21 protein-coding genes are annotated in these 20,091 nt (G+C 52.4%); 20 read left to right on the top strand and 1 reads right to left on the bottom strand.

The window, feature by feature from the left end:
* Positions 1 to 13: 13 nt before the first annotated feature.
* The 20 genes from GK091_RS22515 to GK091_RS22420 all read left to right on the top strand — a co-directional run bounded on the left by GK091_RS22515 (position 14) and on the right by GK091_RS22420 (position 19,356).
* Entirely contained in the window at positions 14 to 469 is a 456-nt protein-coding gene (locus tag GK091_RS22515) for a hypothetical protein (protein ID WP_164042231.1), read from the top strand.
* Positions 470 to 585: 116 nt separating this feature from the next.
* Complete coding sequence (locus tag GK091_RS22510) at positions 586 to 1,605, top strand: hypothetical protein (protein WP_164042229.1); 1,020 nt, start codon at positions 586 to 588, stop codon at positions 1,603 to 1,605.
* Positions 1,606 to 1,639: 34 nt separating this feature from the next.
* The gene (locus GK091_RS22505) at positions 1,640 to 2,089 is read left to right on the top strand and encodes a hypothetical protein (protein WP_164042228.1); all 450 of its coding nucleotides are present in this window, start codon (positions 1,640 to 1,642) and stop codon (positions 2,087 to 2,089) included.
* A gap of 46 nt (positions 2,090 to 2,135) precedes the next feature.
* On the top strand, positions 2,136 to 3,509 hold the full coding sequence (locus GK091_RS22500; RefSeq protein WP_164042226.1) for a type VI secretion system contractile sheath protein TssC: 1,374 nt from the start codon (positions 2,136 to 2,138) through the stop codon (positions 3,507 to 3,509).
* Positions 3,510 to 3,561: 52 nt separating this feature from the next.
* Positions 3,562 to 3,954, top strand: a complete 393-nt coding sequence (gene tssD / locus GK091_RS22495) for a type VI secretion system tube protein TssD (protein ID WP_164042224.1) — start codon at positions 3,562 to 3,564, stop codon at positions 3,952 to 3,954.
* A 77-nt stretch (positions 3,955 to 4,031) separates the two neighbouring features.
* Positions 4,032 to 4,577, top strand: a complete 546-nt coding sequence (locus GK091_RS22490) for a hypothetical protein (RefSeq protein ID WP_164042222.1) — start codon at positions 4,032 to 4,034, stop codon at positions 4,575 to 4,577.
* 16 nt (positions 4,578 to 4,593) lie between these two features.
* Positions 4,594 to 5,076, top strand: coding sequence for a hypothetical protein (locus tag GK091_RS22485; protein WP_164042220.1), 483 nt, complete (start codon positions 4,594 to 4,596; stop codon positions 5,074 to 5,076).
* Between the two features lie 41 nt (positions 5,077 to 5,117).
* Complete coding sequence (locus GK091_RS22480) at positions 5,118 to 5,798, top strand: lysozyme (RefSeq protein WP_164042218.1); 681 nt, start codon at positions 5,118 to 5,120, stop codon at positions 5,796 to 5,798.
* Between the two features lie 51 nt (positions 5,799 to 5,849).
* Positions 5,850 to 7,718, top strand: coding sequence for a type VI secretion system Vgr family protein (locus GK091_RS22475; protein WP_164042215.1), 1,869 nt, complete (start codon positions 5,850 to 5,852; stop codon positions 7,716 to 7,718).
* A 97-nt stretch (positions 7,719 to 7,815) separates the two neighbouring features.
* Positions 7,816 to 8,238 (top strand): GPW/gp25 family protein, encoded by a 423-nt coding sequence (locus GK091_RS22470; RefSeq protein ID WP_164042213.1) that lies wholly within the window; start codon positions 7,816 to 7,818, stop codon positions 8,236 to 8,238.
* A 10-nt stretch (positions 8,239 to 8,248) separates the two neighbouring features.
* Positions 8,249 to 10,051: a type VI secretion system baseplate subunit TssF gene (locus tag GK091_RS22465; RefSeq protein ID WP_164042211.1), complete on the top strand. Its 1,803-nt coding sequence runs from the start codon at positions 8,249 to 8,251 to the stop codon at positions 10,049 to 10,051.
* A gap of 76 nt (positions 10,052 to 10,127) precedes the next feature.
* Positions 10,128 to 11,093 carry a type VI secretion system baseplate subunit TssG gene (locus GK091_RS22460; RefSeq protein ID WP_164042209.1) on the top strand — a complete coding sequence of 322 codons (966 nt, stop codon included), beginning with the start codon at positions 10,128 to 10,130 and terminating at the stop codon, positions 11,091 to 11,093.
* Between the two features lie 81 nt (positions 11,094 to 11,174).
* The gene (locus GK091_RS22455) at positions 11,175 to 12,023 is read left to right on the top strand and encodes a TssN family type VI secretion system protein (RefSeq protein WP_164042206.1); all 849 of its coding nucleotides are present in this window, start codon (positions 11,175 to 11,177) and stop codon (positions 12,021 to 12,023) included.
* Between the two features lie 34 nt (positions 12,024 to 12,057).
* A complete protein-coding gene (locus GK091_RS22450) occupies positions 12,058 to 13,197 on the top strand; it encodes a hypothetical protein (protein WP_164042204.1) in 1,140 nt (379 codons plus the stop codon).
* A 58-nt stretch (positions 13,198 to 13,255) separates the two neighbouring features.
* Complete coding sequence (locus GK091_RS22445) at positions 13,256 to 13,558, top strand: PAAR domain-containing protein (protein ID WP_164042202.1); 303 nt, start codon at positions 13,256 to 13,258, stop codon at positions 13,556 to 13,558.
* A gap of 63 nt (positions 13,559 to 13,621) precedes the next feature.
* Entirely contained in the window at positions 13,622 to 14,122 is a 501-nt protein-coding gene (locus GK091_RS22440) for a hypothetical protein (protein WP_164042200.1), read from the top strand.
* 55 nt (positions 14,123 to 14,177) lie between these two features.
* Positions 14,178 to 15,140, top strand: a complete 963-nt coding sequence (locus GK091_RS22435) for a hypothetical protein (protein WP_164042198.1) — start codon at positions 14,178 to 14,180, stop codon at positions 15,138 to 15,140.
* Positions 15,141 to 15,226: 86 nt separating this feature from the next.
* A complete protein-coding gene (locus GK091_RS22430; protein ID WP_164042196.1) occupies positions 15,227 to 16,780 on the top strand; it encodes a C1 family peptidase in 1,554 nt (517 codons plus the stop codon).
* Between the two features lie 214 nt (positions 16,781 to 16,994).
* Positions 16,995 to 17,807: a TerC family protein gene (locus tag GK091_RS22425; RefSeq protein ID WP_164042194.1), complete on the top strand. Its 813-nt coding sequence runs from the start codon at positions 16,995 to 16,997 to the stop codon at positions 17,805 to 17,807.
* Between the two features lie 13 nt (positions 17,808 to 17,820).
* Positions 17,821 to 19,356 carry an NADH-quinone oxidoreductase subunit N gene (locus GK091_RS22420; protein WP_164042191.1) on the top strand — a complete coding sequence of 512 codons (1,536 nt, stop codon included), beginning with the start codon at positions 17,821 to 17,823 and terminating at the stop codon, positions 19,354 to 19,356.
* A 78-nt stretch (positions 19,357 to 19,434) separates the two neighbouring features.
* Here the strand turns inward: GK091_RS22420 and GK091_RS22415 are convergent, their stop codons facing one another.
* Positions 19,435 to 20,079 carry an ABC transporter ATP-binding protein gene (locus GK091_RS22415; RefSeq protein WP_164042189.1) on the bottom strand — a complete coding sequence of 215 codons (645 nt, stop codon included), beginning with the start codon at positions 20,077 to 20,079 and terminating at the stop codon, positions 19,435 to 19,437.
* Positions 20,080 to 20,091 lie beyond the last annotated feature (12 nt).

The following is a 20,091-nucleotide window of genomic DNA, read 5'->3' as shown; positions in this document are numbered from 1 at the left end:
AGTAATCAAAGCAATGGGAGTCAATAAAGTAATTGTCGCTTACGCGGCTAACAAAGTCGGCCATCGGGTTGGCGATGGCGAGTGCTGGACATTGGCGGAAACGGCACTAAAAAATGCGAAGGCCAAAACATCGAACGATATTATGGGGGCTGATGGGGTAAATTCCGATGCCGATTATGTATGGGGAACGTCGGTATCACTGGCGAATTTACAGGCGGGTGATATTGTTCAGTTTAACTATTATACCGTGCATGTCGACGCAGCCGATGGAAGCTGGTGGGAAGAAACCCGTGGAGAACCGCGGCATACGGCTATCGTAGCCTCGGTCGGCGCGAATGGCAAAGTAGTTGTGTACGAACAGAACGTTCCGGATGGCGGTCCGGTCAAGAAGACAACACTCTACTTTAAAAATACGGATAGCATCTCCGTGGGTGGAAGCTGGTGGTTTTATCGCCCCATACCCAAATAAGCCCGTTTGAACCGCTTACTCAAGCGAGCGTTTCCGGAGCAGAAAAAAATCCGACTAACCAATTACAGTTTTCAGTACAGGTAACTCGTCGCCAGGTACCCTTAACACGCAGCTTTATGGCACATTTTTTTGATGCGGCAACCGCACTTCCGCTCGTTGACTGTCCCCTTCAGGTAGGTCAGAAAAGAGCAATTGGCTTATTTGGTGGTGATTTCTATGGCAACGATTTAGGGGTGATTGTTGATCAGAGTCTGGTCCGGATGCAGGAAAAGACCAGGAAGTATGGCATGCGTTATTTCGACCTGACTGCCTTAAAACCGGGGCAGACCATTCTGCATGCCTACGCAGGTATCTACGAATATGCCCTCCCGATCCCCGTCAACGTGACCAAAAAAATGTCGACGCCCCAGGGCAAACTCGCTCAGCGACAAGGCATTGTCGACGAGGCCCGAAGCCATGTGGGGAAAGCGCATTACCTATGGGGATCTGCCGGAAATACACCGGGCCTCTCGGATGGAGCCCAATACAAACCCGCTACCGCGAAAATGCTGACCGATTCGTTTGCCCCAAACGAACCCTACGTGCAGACGGCTTTTACCGACATAAATGGCCGCAATACCTGCGCGGGTTCGTGTAACAACTTCCCTCAGCTCACGGTACAGGAGGTCAACGATTTTCTAAGGGCCGGAACAGCGGTGCTTCAGAACAAAGTGACACCCCGCACCTACTCACTCAAAGGCAAAATCAAACCCATCGGGAAGGCAAACAACGGCATTGTCTGGGGGGAACCCTGCGCGGGCCGTAAACATTTCGACTGTATTGGCTTCGTCAATTACTGCATCGCCAAGTTCTGGGCACCCAAAACTGCGTTCGGCCTCGACATCAAAGTGCTCATGACGAACCCGAATATGGCCGGTTTTGTGGAAGTTACGGACCCGACCGATGTGCTCAACGGTGATGTTATTGGCCAGTATAATACCGAAAATGGCTGGCATCACATTGGCCTGGTGTACATGAGCGGCAAAACGGCCAAAGTCGTGCAGGCGGCCGACTCCCCCATCGGCGTTACGGACAGCGATGACTACAAACCCTCCAGCTGGTCGAAGCGAATACGTCTGATGGACAATCTACTCTAATCAATAGTCTACTTCCTTAAACTAAATCAGTAGCATGGCAGTCAATAAACCCCAGATCGGCGGAGTTATTATCCCCGAAGAAACCAGCGAGGCCATCAAATTCCTCCAGGAAAACAAAACGGCGATGGTCGGCAAATTTACCGCCGATTCGATGAGCCAGGCCCCGGTTGAAGGGGTTCAGAAATTGCAGGATGCTTTCGATACGTTTCAGCCGGAAGTCGATGTTACGCACGAGACGGAAGACGGCGAAGACGTGAACGAGACGCTGTTTTTCCAGAATCTGACCGCATTCAGCAAACAGGGCATCATTGATCAGAGTGCGTTTTTGCAGTCCCTCCAGGCCCAGGAAGACAACTACCAAAGCCTGATCAAGCGGCTGATGTCGAACAAAGCCTTCCAGAAACTACTGGCCGATCCGCAGGCCAAACAGGCATTCATCGACGCGCTGAACACGCTGGCCCAGGAACTCGACGAGGCCAATTAACTGACCATCCGGCCCCACTCATCCCCTAAAATGCAGTATACGACTCATGGCACAAGACGAACAGATTAAGGAGAATGCACCCCTGTTGAAAGAACGCGTGGTCGAGCAGGCCAAGCCCACCCGCTCGCTGACCGAAAGCGTGCAGCAGCTGACCAAATACGGCGGGTTCGAATTCATCAAAACGATCGTGGACGGCACCGAAAATATGGACCCGTCCAAGAAAGCGCGTAAAAGCATCTTCCTGACCGAAGAAGAGAATAAGGCCGATCGCAAAAAGCTCAAGAAACGACTACAGGATTTCGCGTCTCTGCTGGCCGCTCACGACAATGTAGCCGATATGATTGCGGAGGCCGAGCAGAAGGCCACCGCTGCCAGCGATACGCTCAAGAAGAACCTCGCGAACGTGTTGACGCAAACGGAGGAACTGGAAGCCTCGTATCGGTCTTTGTCGTTATTTTTCGAAAATGCCGAATCCGAAAAAGTAAAGAACCTCGTCCTGTTCGATGCCGGTAATGACCAGACCACCGATGCCGATGGGTTCAGCAATCCGATGGGCATTTTCGAGCAGGTCGCCAAAGAACTGCGCGATGGCTACGACAAACTGGACCTCTCCGAAAACTATTCACTGCTGGTTCTACCCGGCTGGCTCAAGAAAAATACCATTATTGACAAGTGGGCTACGCTGGCGCATCAGAACAAGGTTATGCTCCTGACTGATTACCGGCACCTGGACGACCCCGATAGTGTGGAAGCGACGTTCGAACGCGACAAACTGACCGGAGCCGATCCGCACAAAGCCAACGTGATGATGCCCTGCAACTGGATTGTAGGCCGTGAAGCGTACACCGAACTGGGGCAGGAGGAGCACCTCTACGTATCGCCCGCTATGGCGCTGGCCGGTATGCTCTGGGGTGGTCACATCGCACAGCCATCGGCAGGGGTGCAGCATGGCAAACTCAAAATGGCCAGTGGTGTTCGGTTCAGTATGCGCAAAGGCGAGATCGCCCAGCTCGAAGATAAGGGCCTGATTCCGATGGTCTACGAGTACGGCCGGGTAATTCCGTTCTCGGCCAAAACGCTGTTCAACGGCGATAACGTGGGCCTGCAAACCTACAGCGTCGTGCGCGTATTCGACTGGATCGGGAAAGTGTTTCAGGACTTCCTGAACCGCCGGACGTTCGAGAATATCGACAACTCGATGCTACAGGAAATAAAAACGCAGGTAGCGAATTTCCTAGCGACGATCCGGGGGCCGGGCAAAATCATCGAGGACTACAGCGGGCTCGATATTCGTCGGCATCCCACCAATCCAACGCACGTCATCGTAAACGTGAAACTTAAGCCTTACTTCCCGGCTAAAGTGTTCGAAATCAACCTGACCGGCACCAAAGGCCAGTGGGATGCGGACCTAAAACAATAAACCCAGTACCGTTTCATTTCATTTTTCTTACACGCAAAAACTAATTACGACAATGGCTCACAAGTCAACCCTCAAAATCGACGGCAAAGAGTTCGAAGTACTCTCTCTTTCTTACAGCTTTCACCAACACGTAAATCCAAACACCAACGAAACCACGTCCGAAGTATTCGGTGGCAACATCGACGTTTCGATCGAAACCCGCAACGCCGATGCCAAGATCATTGAGCTGATGGTGCTGCCGCATAAAGACGACGTGAGTGGTAGTATTGAACTAAAAAACCAGAAGGGCGAAGAATTACGCACGATCAAATTCGATCATTCGGCCATCATCAATTTCAGCGAATCGTTCAGCCTGTCGGGCAGCGGTTCGGGTACACAGAGTTTCACGATCTGCTCCCGCGACCTGGACGTGAACGGCCAGAAACTGAAGCTGTTACGCGAGTAGAAACGATAGTTTGGCAGACGCCAGTTTCCGGCAAGCCGAAGACTTGCCGGAAACTGGCGTCCATACGCACTGACTTTATGGCACTTAATGAATCGCTGACGTTCGATCAGCTAGCCACCAGCGTTCGTCAGTCATTCAACGGGCTGATAGCCCGCCATGAACAAATTAGAGCCGGGACACTACTGTATAAATTCACGGATTGGGATGTATTCAACCCTACTGGCCGGGCGTCGCCTTATTGGGGTACTATGGAGGACCTGTTTGATATCCTGTATTACAGCAAAAGAACGGGTAGAACACTACTGGAGTGCGTTCGGCAGCGCAACGCGGTACTGCACAACTGGAATGGACTGAACTCGTTGCTGATCGTCCGCATCAGTCAGGATGTGTACGGGTTTACGGGAACTATTGGCCCGCAGACCGAAAAAGGGTACGGTAAGGACGGTGTTACGTACTCACGCCATTTTACCAGTCAAATCGCTTTGTGGGGCGGTGCTAGTCAAGTCTATTTACCGGGTCTACAGCGGAGCCATATTACGGAAGTCGTGTCGGCAGAAACTGTACTGATCCGGGACGATACAGATGCTATTCTTGATTTTCTGACCAGTATGGTACTGGCTTAGCGATAGAACGAAACGGATGAAGACCCCAAACCGATGTGATCGACAATGGAGTGAACAGCCACGAACCAAATGGCTGCGTTTACTTCGGTCCCTGAGTTTCTGTGCAAGCCTGTTTGCGCTCTCCTGGTTGCCGGTACAGGCCGCGAAACCACCAGCAACTATTTTCGGCAATTATGTTGGCCTTCCGGGAAAAGGTAAACCAATCACTACTCGAGCCAATAAAATTCGCATTTCCCGAAGTCAGACAGCCGATGCGAACGTGACTGTTCTGATGAGTTATGACAAAGGACAGATTTGTGAACTGGAAGGTGAGGCAACCTGGACCGACGGGCAGTTAGTTCTGGCAACCGATGGGCTCGACGCAACGAAGCCCTGCCAGCTTATGCTGCGCATCAAAGGGTCGGTCCTGACCCTAACCGACTCGGAAGGTCGGTGCAAAGAGGTGTACTGCGGCACGCGGGGCACTTTCAACGGAGCACGATTCCGAAAAAAAACATAGCCGATTTAGTGCGGTCAGATTCCGTTTAACCACTTACTCGTATGCACACCAGCGTCAATCAATCATTTCGGGCGTTCAATGAACCGTTCGAAGGGGTAGTCCCCTACATGTACCTCGATATTCTGGGATTAGTTACCGTAGGCGTAGGTAATCTTATTGACCCGATCAGTGCCGCTCTGAGCCTGCCCTTTCAATATAAAAACAAACCAGGGATCACCACGCCTGGAGCACCGGCCGCCACAAACGTTATTGAAGCAGAATGGAAGTTACTGAAAGGCAAACAGGAACTGGCTAAATTACACCATCGGGCCTGTGCCAAACTAACGAATCTCGAACTCAGCGAAGACGCCATCAACAAATTGATCCAGAAGCGACTTCAACAGAATGAAAGCTTTCTGAAGCGACAGATTCCTTTTCAGAATTTCGACAACTGGCCTGCCGACGCGCAGTTAGCTATTCTGAGTATGGCGTGGGCAATGGGTCCGGGCAACCTGCACAAATGGACTTTATTTGCCGGAGGCTGCAAACGGATGGATTTCGATACAGCCGCCGAAAACTGCCGCATGCGGGAAGCGGGTAACCCTGGTGTGATCCCACGCAATAAAGCCAATAAGCATCTATTTCAGAATGCAGCTGCCGTATTGGCTGGAGAAGCCGACGGCTTTTATCAGATCAGTACCTTGTATTACCCAGTCTGGGCGATGAAACCTATCGTTTTTTAAGCGGCCATACTCCGCTTTCCACTGCCTTACCACCCCTATGCCGTATCGATTATGCCCTCAACGAACCAATACATAGCCACTGCCGAAGTAACGATCAATGGCACTACATTGAAGCGATTCAACAGTGTTCGCATTTGTCAGCGTTTCGATTCGCACCACGAGTTTACCCTCACGCTTTCACCCGATATGCTCGACAGCGGGTCGACGGTCAAATTAAAGGACTTGGGGCAGAACTTTGTCGGTGAGGCTGTGTCCATTAAGTTTAAACAGGGGGAAAAAGGACAGACTGGTGCCGTATCCGAAACGCAAACGCTACTGTTCAAAGGCATTGTTACGGGCGTACAACTATTGAAGAGTCATCTGGAAACAAATAGCATTACCATTACTGGGAGTAGTCCGACTTTACTATTCAGCGCAAGCCGAACAACCCGCTCATTTGATGAGATGACACCAAGTGCTATTATTGAAAAGATCGCGTCATCGCTCGGACTTTCGGTTTCTGTCTCGGCCACCAGTAACCCCAAATTACCCTATATCACCCAATATCAGGAAGACGACTTTACGTTCGCACAACGATTGGCCAGAGACTACGGACAATGGTTCTTCTACGACGGTGAAAAAGTATACTATGGTAAGCGTTCATCCGATACGGGCGTAGCCCTTATCCACGGCAGTAATTTCTTCGATATGGATTACCGCCTGCGGGTATCACCCATGAAGATGACCGCCAACTATTACGACTTTTCTACAGGCGAATTCCTATCATCAGCCGTAACGGGCAATGATGTGGATGGTCTTCAGGAATTCGCCAAACTGGTTCGCGACAAATCCAGCGCATTGTTTAAAGATGACCCCGTAGACATTAGCTATCAGAACCACCAGAAAGAAGATACCCTGAAAAATGCCGCCAAGCTTAGGCTGAGCGAAATGTCTACCAAATTGGCCGTACTACAGGGGCGAACCGCTGAAATGCAGCTAAAGATCGGCGGTCTAGTTAAGATCAAGGACGCCATCTATGCGGTCAGCGATGCTCGCCAGGGGGCCCAGCTCCAGGAAACCATTGATTATGGCACATTTCTGGTCACGCAACTCAACCATTACTTCGACTCGCGGGGGGTATATCAGGCAACATTCGAAGCCGTTCCGCAGGATACTGAATTTCCCCCCGTCGCGTACAACGTTGTCACCCCAAACGCCGAGTGCCAGCCAGCCATCGTTAAGCGGGTCGATGATCCTGATGGTTTAGGTCGGATTCAGGTTCAGTTTGCCTGGCAGAAAGATAGTAACCAAACTACACCCTGGGTGCGCGTCGCCCAGCCTATGGCCTACAAAGACCGGGGTGTCTACTTTATTCCAGAAGTCAATGAAATCGTATTTGTTGACTTCGAGTTTGGCAACCCTGATCTACCGTTCGTACGGGGCACTATGTTTCACGGCAACAACACGCCTGGCCCCCTGTTTAACCAAGACAACAACATCAAGGGCATCATCACAAGGGGTGGCAACCACATTCTGATCAGCGACGAAGCGGGGAAAGAAAGCATCAAAATTTATAATAAGGACAACAAAAATGAGATCGTCTTATCGCTCGACGGGGAAACGACCATCAACATAAAAAGCGAGGGTAAGATCAACATTGAGGCCAAGGACACCATTACGATGAAGGCCAAAACGATTGAAATGACGGCCGATCAGGAATGGAAAGTCAAAGCCGGCAAGACGGAGATCAGTAATGATCAGGGCATGAAAATAAGCGCCAATACCAAGGTTGAACTAGCCGGTCAGGCAGGGGTGAAAGTAGAGGGTGCTAATATTGACATCGAAGCGCAGGCACAGGCATCAATCAAAGCGAATGCGCAACTGGCTCTGGAAAGCAGCGGTCAGGCATCACTCAAGGGCGCAGTCGTCATGATTAATTAAATGCGTCAATAAAACCACCCAAACCGCGACGTACGAGCTGATCGGATGAGAGTCGTTCCTATTCGAAAACCAACGTAGCCACCAAGATTCAATTCTGATGCCAGCCGACTACTACGCCATACCGCCCTCTTTTGGTGCGCTCACCAAGCGTCAGCCAATCGACAAACTACCACTCAGCGAATCCGTGGCGCAGAACATCGCGCTCTATCTGTCCACCCGGCCCAACGAGTACCATTTCGACCCAGACTACGGTTGCATCATTCACAATTATGAGTTTCACGAGCTGAACGAAACGCCCAGCAAAGATCAGATCAAACGCTCCATCGAAGAGTACTTGCGTAAGTTCGACAAGCGGATCGAACCCGAACGGGTAGCGGTTGACGTAGCCGATATCGAAGAAAAAATAGATGGCCGCAATCCGCGCATCTGCCGCTATGTACAGATCGTGATCCGCTGCCGGATGACCCAAACCCGCGAAATACTACCTGAAATGAAGTTCAGGGTCGTTCGCTATTCGTAATCACTTGACCATGACGCCACAACGACAACGGTCCCGCGAAGCCATTCGCAGCGAGATGATTCGGGAAATAGCCCGAATCTGGAACTACGACGAATCCGATATGGCGGTCGAGAGTTTCGATCCGCTGGTTGGCATGCTTCTGGGCGCTTTCGCTACCGGTATCGAAGGACTGCACCACGAATTGCAAAACTCGCGCAGCCGTATCGTGCAGCGTCTCGCCAAACTCCTCACGCCCGATGTGATGACGGGCCCGCAACCGGCTCATGCCGTGATGCGCGCGCACGTCATCGATCCATCGTTCGACGTACTGCCCACGCATCCGTTCTCGTGCAGCGTGGGCGGGCGGGAGATTCATTTTTCGGCGGCAGGGTCGTTCACGCTCGTCAATGCCAAAATCAAGACCGTTGTTATCCAGAACAAAATCAGGGAATACGGTCCGTCGTCCAAGGAGTCGTTCATGAATCAGATTCTGCCCGGCAACCAGTGCTGGCTGGGTCTGTCGGTTGACGCAGATCTTGATTCGTTCGAGAAGCTGCTGCTGTTCTTCGACTGGCGCAACGATCCGCTCCGGGCTATACACCTTGATCAGGTAGCCGACATTCGGCTCTTTCTGGACCAGACCGAAATCAGCGCCGAACCGGGGTTACCCGAGCATTACGAGCCTGGGCCGACGACGGTTTCGAGTCAGCTTCACGAATACGTTCGGCGCTACTACGGTCGGCATTTCCTGACCGTTAGTAGTGTCTCCAAGAAAACGAACCAGCCCATTGCGCTGAACGAGCACCGGCAGAAATGTCCAGCTGCATTAAGTCAGGGATTATCGCCCGAAGAGTCCGCCAAGTTTTTCTCGCAGGAACTGGTCTGGCTACATCTGCAATTTCCCGAAAGCCTATCCGATGAAGTCACCTACCGCACCCAAATCGAAGTCAACGCCTTTCCGGTCGTGAACCGAAAACTGTGTACCGATACGCACGACATTCGACCGCTGTTCAACGTCTTTCCCGTCCGGGTTGAAGCCCAGGAGTCATTTCTGGAAATGATCGACGTTGAAACCACGAACGGAATTCGGGTCAGCGAAGCGCAACAAATTACCCGCGATGGGCAGAACCAGTACGTGCTCCGACAGGGCGGCATCACCCGCTTCGACGAGCGGGACAGCTACGATCTTGTGTCATACCTGATTACGCTGCTACGCGACGAAAGTGCCATGTTTATGGCGCTGGGCCGAAGTGAATTGGAAAGCGAAGTGGATGAAATACGCAAACGGCTCGAAAAAATCAATACAGCCATCGGCGAAGGCAGCGATCAGAACACCTTTCTAACCGTAAAAACGACCGAAAAAAACGGAAAACTAACGGTTAGATTCTGGAGCACGAAAGGAGATGTAGCCAACCGGATTCCGTTCGGCACCAAGCTTAGCAAAGACCGGAGTCAGATCGTTTTTTCGGATGAAGAATCCATCCTGCTAACCACCTCAACGGGCGGCAAACAACGACTCAAGCCCGACGAAAATCTACCCGCTTTCCGGCAGGCGCTGCTCACGAGAGGTCGGGTGGTAACGATTGAAGATATCAAGGCCGTTTGTTTTGCCGATCTGGGTGATAAGCTGCTTTCAGTTAAGGTCACGAAAGGACTTTCGACGGGAGCAATGAAAACACAGGGACTGATCCGGACGATGGATGTCCTGCTGACGCCCAATCCGGCCCGGCCCACGCCCCTCGACCAATGGGATGATCATTGTCACCGACTGAAACACCTCATTGAACAACAGGCATTTGCTGCGATGCCCTACCGGGTCATGCTGGAAAATTAAGGACGGAGCCGTCCACCGATGAAGAAATAGCTGGGGCATACAAGACAATCGATCCGAGGCAAACGAATAACTACGAATGGTAGAAATTTCTGACATCGAAGCGCTACTCAATCAAACCGCCACCCGACGGCTGCGGTTCGAGAACGTGGTCAACGAACTGCTGGATGCGAGCTTGCTGACCAACGATGAACTGGTTATCAACCCCGAACGCACGTCGGTCTATAATTTTGAACGGGACATTAGCGAGATAAGCGAACGGCCCAACGACCAACAGGCAACACTCTGGCAGTTCAATATCCCGCGCGATGGGTTCTATGACACCTTACCCGAACGGCTGTTCCAGCGAACGAAGAAGCGAACCAAAGACGAAGATGAGTGGGCCGAAATACGGCAGGAGGAGGAAAAACAGGAACAGGAATCGCGGCATTTTTTCCTGCCGTTCGATAACGAGTTCAACCACCAGCGGGCGGCCATTGCCCGTTTTGAAACCCAGACTTTAGCGGGCGACGATGCCCTGCTGGTGTCGGAACTCCTGAATCTGGTAGCCCCCGATGCCGATGCGTATTCACTCTCGAATCAGCAGAAACTAACACTGTTCCTACTGATCAGTCAGGCTTACCGACTGGTGGGAAATTGGGACGAAACGGCACAGTACATGAGTCGTTTTCTACAGGCTCCGGTTGCCATCCAGTATGGTCGGCAGACGATAGCGATCAACCGGTCTATTGGTCAGACCGACAACTGGAAACCGAATCGCTTGGGCGATGGCAGGCTTGGGCTCGACTGGGTACTCCCCCAACCGGAACTGCTGGATGATGGCGGACTTATTCGGCTGACAATCGGTCCTCTGACCGACACTCAGTTACCCGAGTTTCTGCCGGGTGGCACTGGCATTCAACAGGTTCGATTACTGGCGGGCTACTTGTTTCCGGTCGATGCAGACTGGCGGCTGGATGTTCTGACCGATGCCGTCAATGATGTGTTTAGGCTGTCGGCGAGTGGCATAACGGGACGGTTGGGTCTAACAACCACGCTAAGCTAATTGACCGTTTGGTAGAACCCTGTTTGGCAAACCCTATTGAACAACGACTAAATCTTAACCCGAAAATTAGCATTCGATTTTATGAAAACCAGCGTTATACTCACCGTTACCTTCTACCTCGTCATGGCGATTTTGTGCCTGATCGGGCTGATGATGCGGCATTCGGCGAAAGAGGTCTTTACAAAAAAGATGCTCATGTACGCTGTTGGTGCCATAGCCATCGCAGCGGCCCTCGGAGCCGCGTTTGCCCGGTCCGAATCGCTCGTGACCGTTTTTTACTGGATTGAGGGAATTGCTCTGGTACTTGGCATCGCGCACGTATTGGTTACCAGAAAACTATTTCCCTTTCAGGCCAGCGGTGGGTTCTGGTCGGAACTGTTGCTCATGGTGGCCGTACTCTTCCTGATTGCCGCTGCGTTTACGGGGCTATTTCAGGGCTTACAACGGTCGGATCGCTTTCTGCCCGCGCTGGCCTCGGGCCTGTTGCCGTTTCTATTACCTATTCTGTTTCTATTCGCCTATAACGCCTGGCTAGCCATCCCGCCCCGAATTTATCGGAAGTGGTTTTATCCCATAGACCGGGCCGTACCCCTCATCGAACTCAATGATACGGTTCGACTTAATTTCCGCGTGGCGAAAGCTCCTGATGTAAGTGAACTGGCGACATATACCGTGAAAGCCCCCATCGACCGGACATTGCACGACTTGTTTCACTACATGATCTATTCCCATAATGCGGAGGAAAATCCGGAGCAGCCAATCCTGTATTATGAACAGAACCACGAAGGCAGTTTGCTGGGGTGGGTTTTTTACAAGGAATCGCTGGGTGGCCTGTCGAAGCAATTTCTGGACCCAACGCTGACGCTGATCCGAAACGGGGTCAAAGCCAATGATGTCATCATCGCCCGAAGTTTTGTGAGCACCGAATAAGGGCCAATTACCCAATTCGCTTAACACCCAATCTATGTTACCTGAACGTTCACACTGGCCAGTAAACTGGGCAGATGGCATGAAAATAACCCGGCAACATTTGCAGGGTAATGACAATGCATTCCACGATGCCCTTCGCGACACGGGTGGACTGATGCTTAATCCACTCGCTTACGGATTGCTGCCGCCCGCACCGGGAAAAGACAGCCCCCTGGCCATCACCTGCGACGGGCATGAGCTGGTCCTGAGCGTATGCCGGGCCATTACGCCCGGTGGAGCGCGTATCGAACTGGATGCGGCTCACCCTCCCCTGCGCCTGGCTCTGAGTGCCGCCCGCGACGAATGGGTGCGATTGGGACAATCGGTAGGGTACGCCATTGTGGAAGTAAACCCGTTCGATCCGCAACCCTGGGGCCAGCCTGACCCGGAAGAAGTACCGTTGCGTTACCCATTCTCCACGCCCGGTTACCGGTTGGGGGCTGTACCGCAGTCCGTGCTGGCCAGCCCGTTGGCGGCAGCGTTTCATATGCCGGTTGGTCAACTAACACTGGCCAACGGACTCTTCAGCCTCACAACGGACTACCTGCCCCCGTGCCGTGCGGTTGGTGTACTGCCCGCCATGCAGCAAAAATACCTGACCATTGGTAGTCGAATGGGTGAGATTGCCGGATTTGCCACCGCTATCATCGTGCGGGTACGGACAAATGCCCGCTCCGGACAGCAGAATTTACTCGCCACAACGATTGGGTATCTGGCCGAAGCTACCGTCCGAACGATAGCCGATAACCTCGACGCGTTTCAACTGAGAGGGACCTATGAATCGCCCGTGTTTGTGGCGGAGTTCGGGATGCGCTTCGCCAGAGCCATGACCCTGATGATCAGCAGCACACCTGACCGGGAGAAAGAAGCCATGTTCAATTATTTCAAGAACTGGTGTGGCGTCAGTCCTGTGCAGTTCGAATCGGCCATGCAGGAAGTGCTGGACATGGAATACGCCCACGCCAACAGTCAGCCCGTTCTAGCTGCAATTATCCGCCTGTGCGATGTAGTAATCGCCCTTTATAGTAAGCTGAGTCAACTGAATTACGTCGAGAAAGACAAGGACGAATTCTTTGTGGACCGGCAGGATGCGCCAGCCAAAGACGCCCCCAAGAGCAGTTTCTGGGGACGATGAGCTACGATTTCATAAAATTAACGCAACAAGTTGATGAACAGCCTAAACCAATAAAACTATGGGAATGCCAGCGGCCCGCATAGGCGACATGCACGTTTGCCCGATGATCACACCGGGCCTTCCACCCGTTCCGCACGTCGGCGGACCAATCTTACCACCCGGCACACCGACGGTACTTATCGGTGGTATGCCAGCAGCTTGTATGGGGGATATGTGCACCTGCGTCGGCCCACCCGACAGCATTATTCTGGGTTCTATGACGGTCCTGATTGGTGGCAAGCCAGCCGCCCGACTGGGTGATACGACCGCTCATGGCGGTACGATTACGCTGGGATTTCCAACCGTTTTGATCGGCGGATAGATCTGCACCAAGTGAAAATGACCCACAGTCCGAATCTAATGTCTCGTATCTAGCGCCAAACTCATGAACGCATCGTTTATCAAATTTCTTCTCGTAACGCTCCTGTTCGGTGGCAGTATCGGTGCGCTTGTGTACGCGCTTAGCGGCCAGAAACCGTCCGACGGTCAGGGAACGTCTGCCGATCAGGAAGATCAGTTTCTGACGGATATAAACCGAGCCGACAGTTTGCACATAAAATTAAAGAAAACCGACCCTATTGAACAGGCGAGTGAGTTCTCGGCCATACGGTTCAAACAGGAAGAAGCAATTAGCCGTATGGAAACCGGCTACCAAGCCGACACGCTCTTTCGGTCACTGGCTCAGGCAACGGGCCGAAATTACAGCAAGCTGCTGGGCACCGTTGCCTTGCAGGCATCTGACCGCCAGACGAAAGCCGACACCAAAGACCAGTTGACTGACCAGGTGGTAACACTCAAAACCGACATTCAGAGCCTGGAAACCCAGCTGATGCTTAAACAGTCGAGTCTGGAAAGTATGCGGGCCCTTAAAGCCGCTCAACCGTAAAATGGGTGGCGAGTAATCGGTTATGATTCCTCCCTCCCCCACCCTCTACAGCTCTATGAAGCCAATAAATCAAGTTGAACGATCAAAGCGTTGGGGTCAGTTTCTGGGCCTGTATGCCGCGCTACTGCTGCTGACGACGCTATGCTGGTGGTTGTCGATAGCCCTCATTCCCCGCTTAACCAGCGTTCAGCAAAATCAGTCGGTGCAGGAAATCCTGGCCTACAAAAAACAACTGAGTGGAACGGACAAGATGCTGACCGCCCTGGAACAGGGTGCCCCCCTGACCGACACCTGGCTCCGTTCTTTCTATGCCAACGCAAGTGCACTGGACCAGCAATTTCCAAAGCCGTTGTTCATGGCCACCACGAATAGTTATCGACAACTGGCTGGTGAATACGAAAATGCCCGCAAAGAGGGTGATGAAGGCGTTCAGTTGCTGAATTCACAAAAGATTCAGCTGGAGGCCAAGAAAGCGGCATTGCTGGCGGCTCTCGCAGCAACGGGTAACGAAATAAAGGCGGTTGCTGCGGCCCCTAAACCAAGTGCCAAACCCGCCCCTGCCCCAGCAGCACCGACCGGACCCGCCATTAATCCCGGTGTGTACGGTCCGTTTAAGCCGCTACTTATTTCCGGAACCGGTGAGTTTGGTAAAAACAACCCAGAAATCAACGCGTCAGTGCAGTTCATGATCGTTCGCGAGCGTCAGGTCGTGCTAGGCGTCTATTTCGAAACCGGTGGAGCCGAAACCGGCACACAGGCGAAAATTACGGAACGGAAAGAACTCTATACGGCTCCCCCCGGCTTCAAAATCGTAGGCTTGTCAGTACCCGAGCGCACCCCCTGGCGCATCAGCTATGTGGACAAAACCACCAAGGAAGAACAGTTTCCCATTGCCGACGGACTCATGGCACTGACCATCCATGGGAATACGGCCGGACTCGACGTTGGCGCGACCGGTGCAAGCTCGCTGTCTATTCAGCTGAAAAAACAGATTAAAGTCGAACTGGAAAAAGAATAGCACTTCTAGCCCGAATGGCCACATTCGGCGAGCGAACAGCGAGTATCACCCTCCGAATGTGGCCGTTCGGATTACTTCTTATTCCCATGAAACCAACCATAGCAACCACGCGCTTCGGAACCGCCATTTTACTGATGACGGCGAGTTTTGCGACGTTAACTACACAGGCTCAGTCGGATCGCCAGCCCCCAATGCGCAAGTATGCAGGCGGCATGAAACTAAGTCGCACCCGTTCGCTGACGGTCATGAACAAGGCTCCGCTGGCAACGCGCAGCTTCGCCAACTTACCCGCTCAGGTATCGTACGAGCAATTTTGCCCCAGTGTTGGCGATCAGGGCAAGCAGGAAACCTCGGTGGCGTTTGCCACGGCGTACTACCTGCGAACCATTATGGAGGGGAAAGAAAAAAACATTAGCCAGAAACCGAAGCTGGACGAAGCCCGTTTTTCGCCAACGTTCGTGTACGACAAAATCCGCGATCCGAAAGACGTGAACTGTCAGGGCGGGGGTACCATCGAGGAGGCATTAGACGTGCTAAAAGTTGATGGGGTACCGCGTTTGAGTACGTTAACTTACCCACTTTGTAATCAGGCCATTCCGCCTGCCGCAGCCAAAGAAGCCTCCCAATTTAGAATTGGCGACTATCAGCAGTTATTCGCGGAACAAGCCGATGGTGCTCAGAAGGTGCTTGCCGTAAAAAAAGCTTTGTCGGAAGGTAATCCGGTGGTGGTGGGCATTGGCGCACCGTTGTCATTCGAAGAAGCGCGCACCGTCTGGGAACCCGCACCAAACGAAAAAGCCGCTGATATTCTTTACAATCAGGCACTGTGTGTAATTGGGTACAGCGATAAGCAATACGGGGGGGCCTTTCGCATCGTCAACAGCTGGAATACGGGCTGGGGCGAAAAAGGGTTCTGCTGGATTCCGTACAGTTACTTTGGCAAATTTGCACTGAATGCGTTTCAGGTCTATGAGGCCTCGCAGGAAGCGGGCAATCGGCCCGGAACAGTTATTCTCACCAGTTCCAGCACGAATCGTCCCACATCCAACACCCCTCCCGCCGATGACAGCCGACATGGCTCGGCGGAGTTGAAGCTCAACGACGGGACCACGATGGAGGTTACTCGTCAGGTAACGCGCGACCTGAAAGTTGTCTCGGACGAGTCGGCTCCTACCGACATCCGTCCCTACCGTGTGGTCAACGCGTATGCGTCCGGAACACGGTTCAAATTTTATCTGAACAATTCGGAAAACACCTACGTCTACGCGCTCACCACCCAGAAAGATGGCGAGGTCGAAAAGCTGTTTCCGGCCGATGAACTGACCAGTCCGCTGCTAGGGCCAAACACGACCATTGCCTATCCGTCCGAAAAAAGTTCGATTGTCATGGAAAAGCACAAGGGTAACAAATCCGATTACCTGCTAATCCTGTTTGCCAAACGACCCTTAAATATGGATGGGTTCATCAAAACGCTCGATCGCAAAAAGGGTCCACTCGACAAACGCCTGACCGATGTGCTGGGCGATCAACTGGTGAAACAAGATCAGATTCACTATCGCAACAATCAGATCGGCTTTGAGGTCAAGCCGGGCGTGACAGGCAATGTCGTTCCACTGCTCATCGAATTGCAGTATAAGTAAGGGTTGGGCTGCGGTACTTGTCGTATGCAACCAGGCGATCAATTGCCTATGTAACCATTTCCACGGCTTCTACCTGCCCGATTCAGCCAATTACGTATGTACCAATCAGCCCGATTTACCGACCTTTTATACTGATGAGCGTTCGTTGGTGAACAAAACTTATTGCAGACCCGGTTTGGAGCCGCTATTTTTGGGCTGTACTTTTGTTCCAACCATGAGCGAGCTCTTCTCTGCCGAATCGATTATCAGTTTACTGACGCTGACCTTTCTGGAAATTGTCCTGGGAATCGATAACATTATTTTTATTTCCATTGCTGCCAATAAGCTGGCTCAAGAAGACCAAGCTAAAGCGCGGAACATCGGCTTGGTGCTGGCTATGGCGTTCCGGCTGATCCTGTTGCTGGGTATTTCGTTTGTCATATCGCTGAGCAAACCGTTTACGCACGTTGATGCGGGTTGGTTCCGGGCCGCCTTCACCGGGCAAAGTCTGATTCTGTTCGCGGGTGGCTTATTTCTGCTCTATAAAGCAACCTCCGAAATTCACCATAAGCTGGAAGGAAGCGGGCCTGAGGAAGCCGAAGGAAGTACGAAAGGAAAAACGAGCGTTTCCAGCGTGGTGACCCAGATTGCGATTACGAATATCGTCTTCTCCATCGACTCAATTCTGACGGCTATTGGTTTGACGCAGAACGTCACGGTTATGATGATTGCCGTCGTGCTTTCTATTCTGATCATGATGTTTTTTGCCGGACCCGTCGGCAAGTTCGTTAATGAGCACCCAACGATTCAGATGCTTGGACTGGCGTTTCTGATCATGATTGGCTTCATGCTCGTAGCCGAAGGTGCGCACCTGTCTGAAGTGGTCATTTTTAATCAGGAAGTTGGTACGGTTCCTAAGGGGTATCTGTACTTCGCGATTGCATTCTCGCTGCTGGTCGAATTTCTTAATATCCGGCTTCGCAAAAAGCAGGCTCCTATTCAACTGCATGGGTATGAAGAAGAAGCACACCGCGACCATATGATTTAATTTAGCAGGTATTTTGTCTCTCACCGATCAGCTTAACGATATTCTGAACAGCCTCGGCGGCTTCGGCCCTATGGCCTGGCTGTCGGTGGCTTTTTGCGGCATCCTAATTACCGAACTTCTACTACTGCGATCATCGGCTCAGCCAAAAACGCGCCTGTGGCTGGCCGTCCTGAGCGTTTTCACCGTGCTGCTGGCCGGTGCCTGGGCGGCTTTGTTGCCCGTGCGTGGCTTTTTGTTCATGCACCTGCTGTTCGTGGACAATCAGGCGATTTTCGTTCAGGTGGTCATTGCGTTGTCGGGCGTTTTTGTGCTGCTCTATGAGTTGTTGACTAGTCAGCCGTTGCGGGAGGAGTCGGGGGCCGAGGGCCGGTTGCCGCTGGAATGGTACTCCCTGCTGGTTGCCATGACGCTGGGTCTATTTTTGATGACCGTATCTGTCAACCTGCTCAGTATCTACCTGAGCATCGAACTCGTTTCGATCTGCTCCTATCTGCTCACGGCCCTGACAGCCACTCGAAAAGCGTCGGAAGGGGGGATTAAGTATCTGTTGTTTGGGGCGGTTAGTTCAGCGATCATGCTTTATGGAATGTCGTTACTCTACGGCATGACCGGCACCCTCGACCTCACCGCCGAAACGTTCGTTGCTGAACTCAGTCGGCAGGAGACCGGTGTAGTTACCGTTTCTATTTTACTCACGCTGGCGGGCCTACTCTTCAAATTGGCGGGTGTACCCTTCCATGTCTGGACCCCCGACGCCTACGAAGCGGCACCCGTTCCCGTAGCGGCATTCTTTTCGATCGCGCCTAAAGCGGCTGCCATACTGGTGCTGATGCGGATCGTAACCGTTTTGCCGGTTGACTCTACGGGCGTAGAAACGCTGGCTGGCCCGACGATAACGGCTCTACAAACGCCACTGGCCGTGCTGGCGCTGGCGGGTATCCTGATCGGCAACTTATCCGCCCTTCGGCAAACGGACGCCAAGCGTCTCCTGGCCTATTCATCCATTGCTCATGCGGGTTTTCTTCTGGTCGGCGTCGTGGCGTTGACCCAAGCCGGGTTTGAAGCCGTTCTGTTTTATATCGGAACGTACCTGTTTATTTCGCTGGCGGCTTTCTTTCTTATCGATTTACTCGCCCGCGCTGCCGGTACGGATTTAACTATCAGCAAATTAGCCGGTCTGGGGCCACGGTATCCACTCGTATCCGTTGCGTTGACAGTCGTTATGCTAGCACTGACCGGTCTGCCACCGACGGTTGGCTTTACGGCCAAGTTGCTGGCATTTTCAGCCCTCTTCGACGCCTACCAACACACCGGCGACAACTGGCTACTGGCGCTCTTCGTGCTCGGTTTGCTCAATGCCTTGATCTCGCTGGTTTATTACCTGAAAATTCCGTTTTTGCTCTTCTTCCGCCCGGTCCCTCCCTCGACAGAACAGGCATTAGCCGGTCATCTTCCCAAATCGGCCGTATGGCTGGCGGTGGGTTTAGTAGTGCCTGTCGTGGGTTTATTCCTGAAACCAGATTGGTTACTGCGCCTACTGACTGAGTAGCCGTTGATGAGTACCTTAAAAAGTAAGGGTCATCACTCAACGTAATGCTATTCACTTTTTAGATTGGAAACTTTTCGACTATTTCCACTGGGTCATGTTCAGCACGTTGGGGCAGAAATCATATTCTTCCGGCTGATTGGAGCCGATCAGCAGCAGTTGAGCTGAATGGCCAGCAATTGATACGGCTGGTTTGATCAGCTGACGGACCTGCTCCTGGTACCAGGCTACGCCCTGACGGTCAAGATTAGATGTTGGTTCGTCGAGGATGACGATGGGTGCTTCAGAGAAAAAGGCAAGCCCTAATTTTACCCGCTGCTTCATCCCCGACGAAAAATACTTGATCTCTTTATGGCGGGCATGGCCAAGCAGGAGCTGTTCGGCAACGATCTCCGGGGTAAATCCGGCCTTAAACGGCTTAAACGTTTGGTGAAAGGTCAATAACTCATCGAGCGACAACTCTTCGACCAGTTCGAGGTAAGGAGCGGCTATGTTGACGTGCCGGAACCAGTTGTCTGGCTCAATCACGGTATCCTGTTGACGGTAGCTCAGCTGGCCCTCCGTGAGTGGCAAACTACCAGCCAGCAGCTGCAACAGAGTTGACTTGCCGCTTCCGTTCGGACCTACGAATGTGTAGCTTGATCCAGCCGTCAGTGTTAGGGCAACCCGGCGAAAGATCCACTCTTTCCGGTATTTCTTTCCGACCTGCTCAGCCCTGATTTCCATTCGTTCGTCGTT

Source organism: Spirosoma agri (genome assembly GCF_010747415.1).
Lineage (GTDB): Bacteria > Bacteroidota > Bacteroidia > Cytophagales > Spirosomataceae > Spirosoma > Spirosoma agri.
Note: the sequence above shows the minus strand (reverse complement) of the source record. Positions and strands in the feature narration are given on the sequence as shown.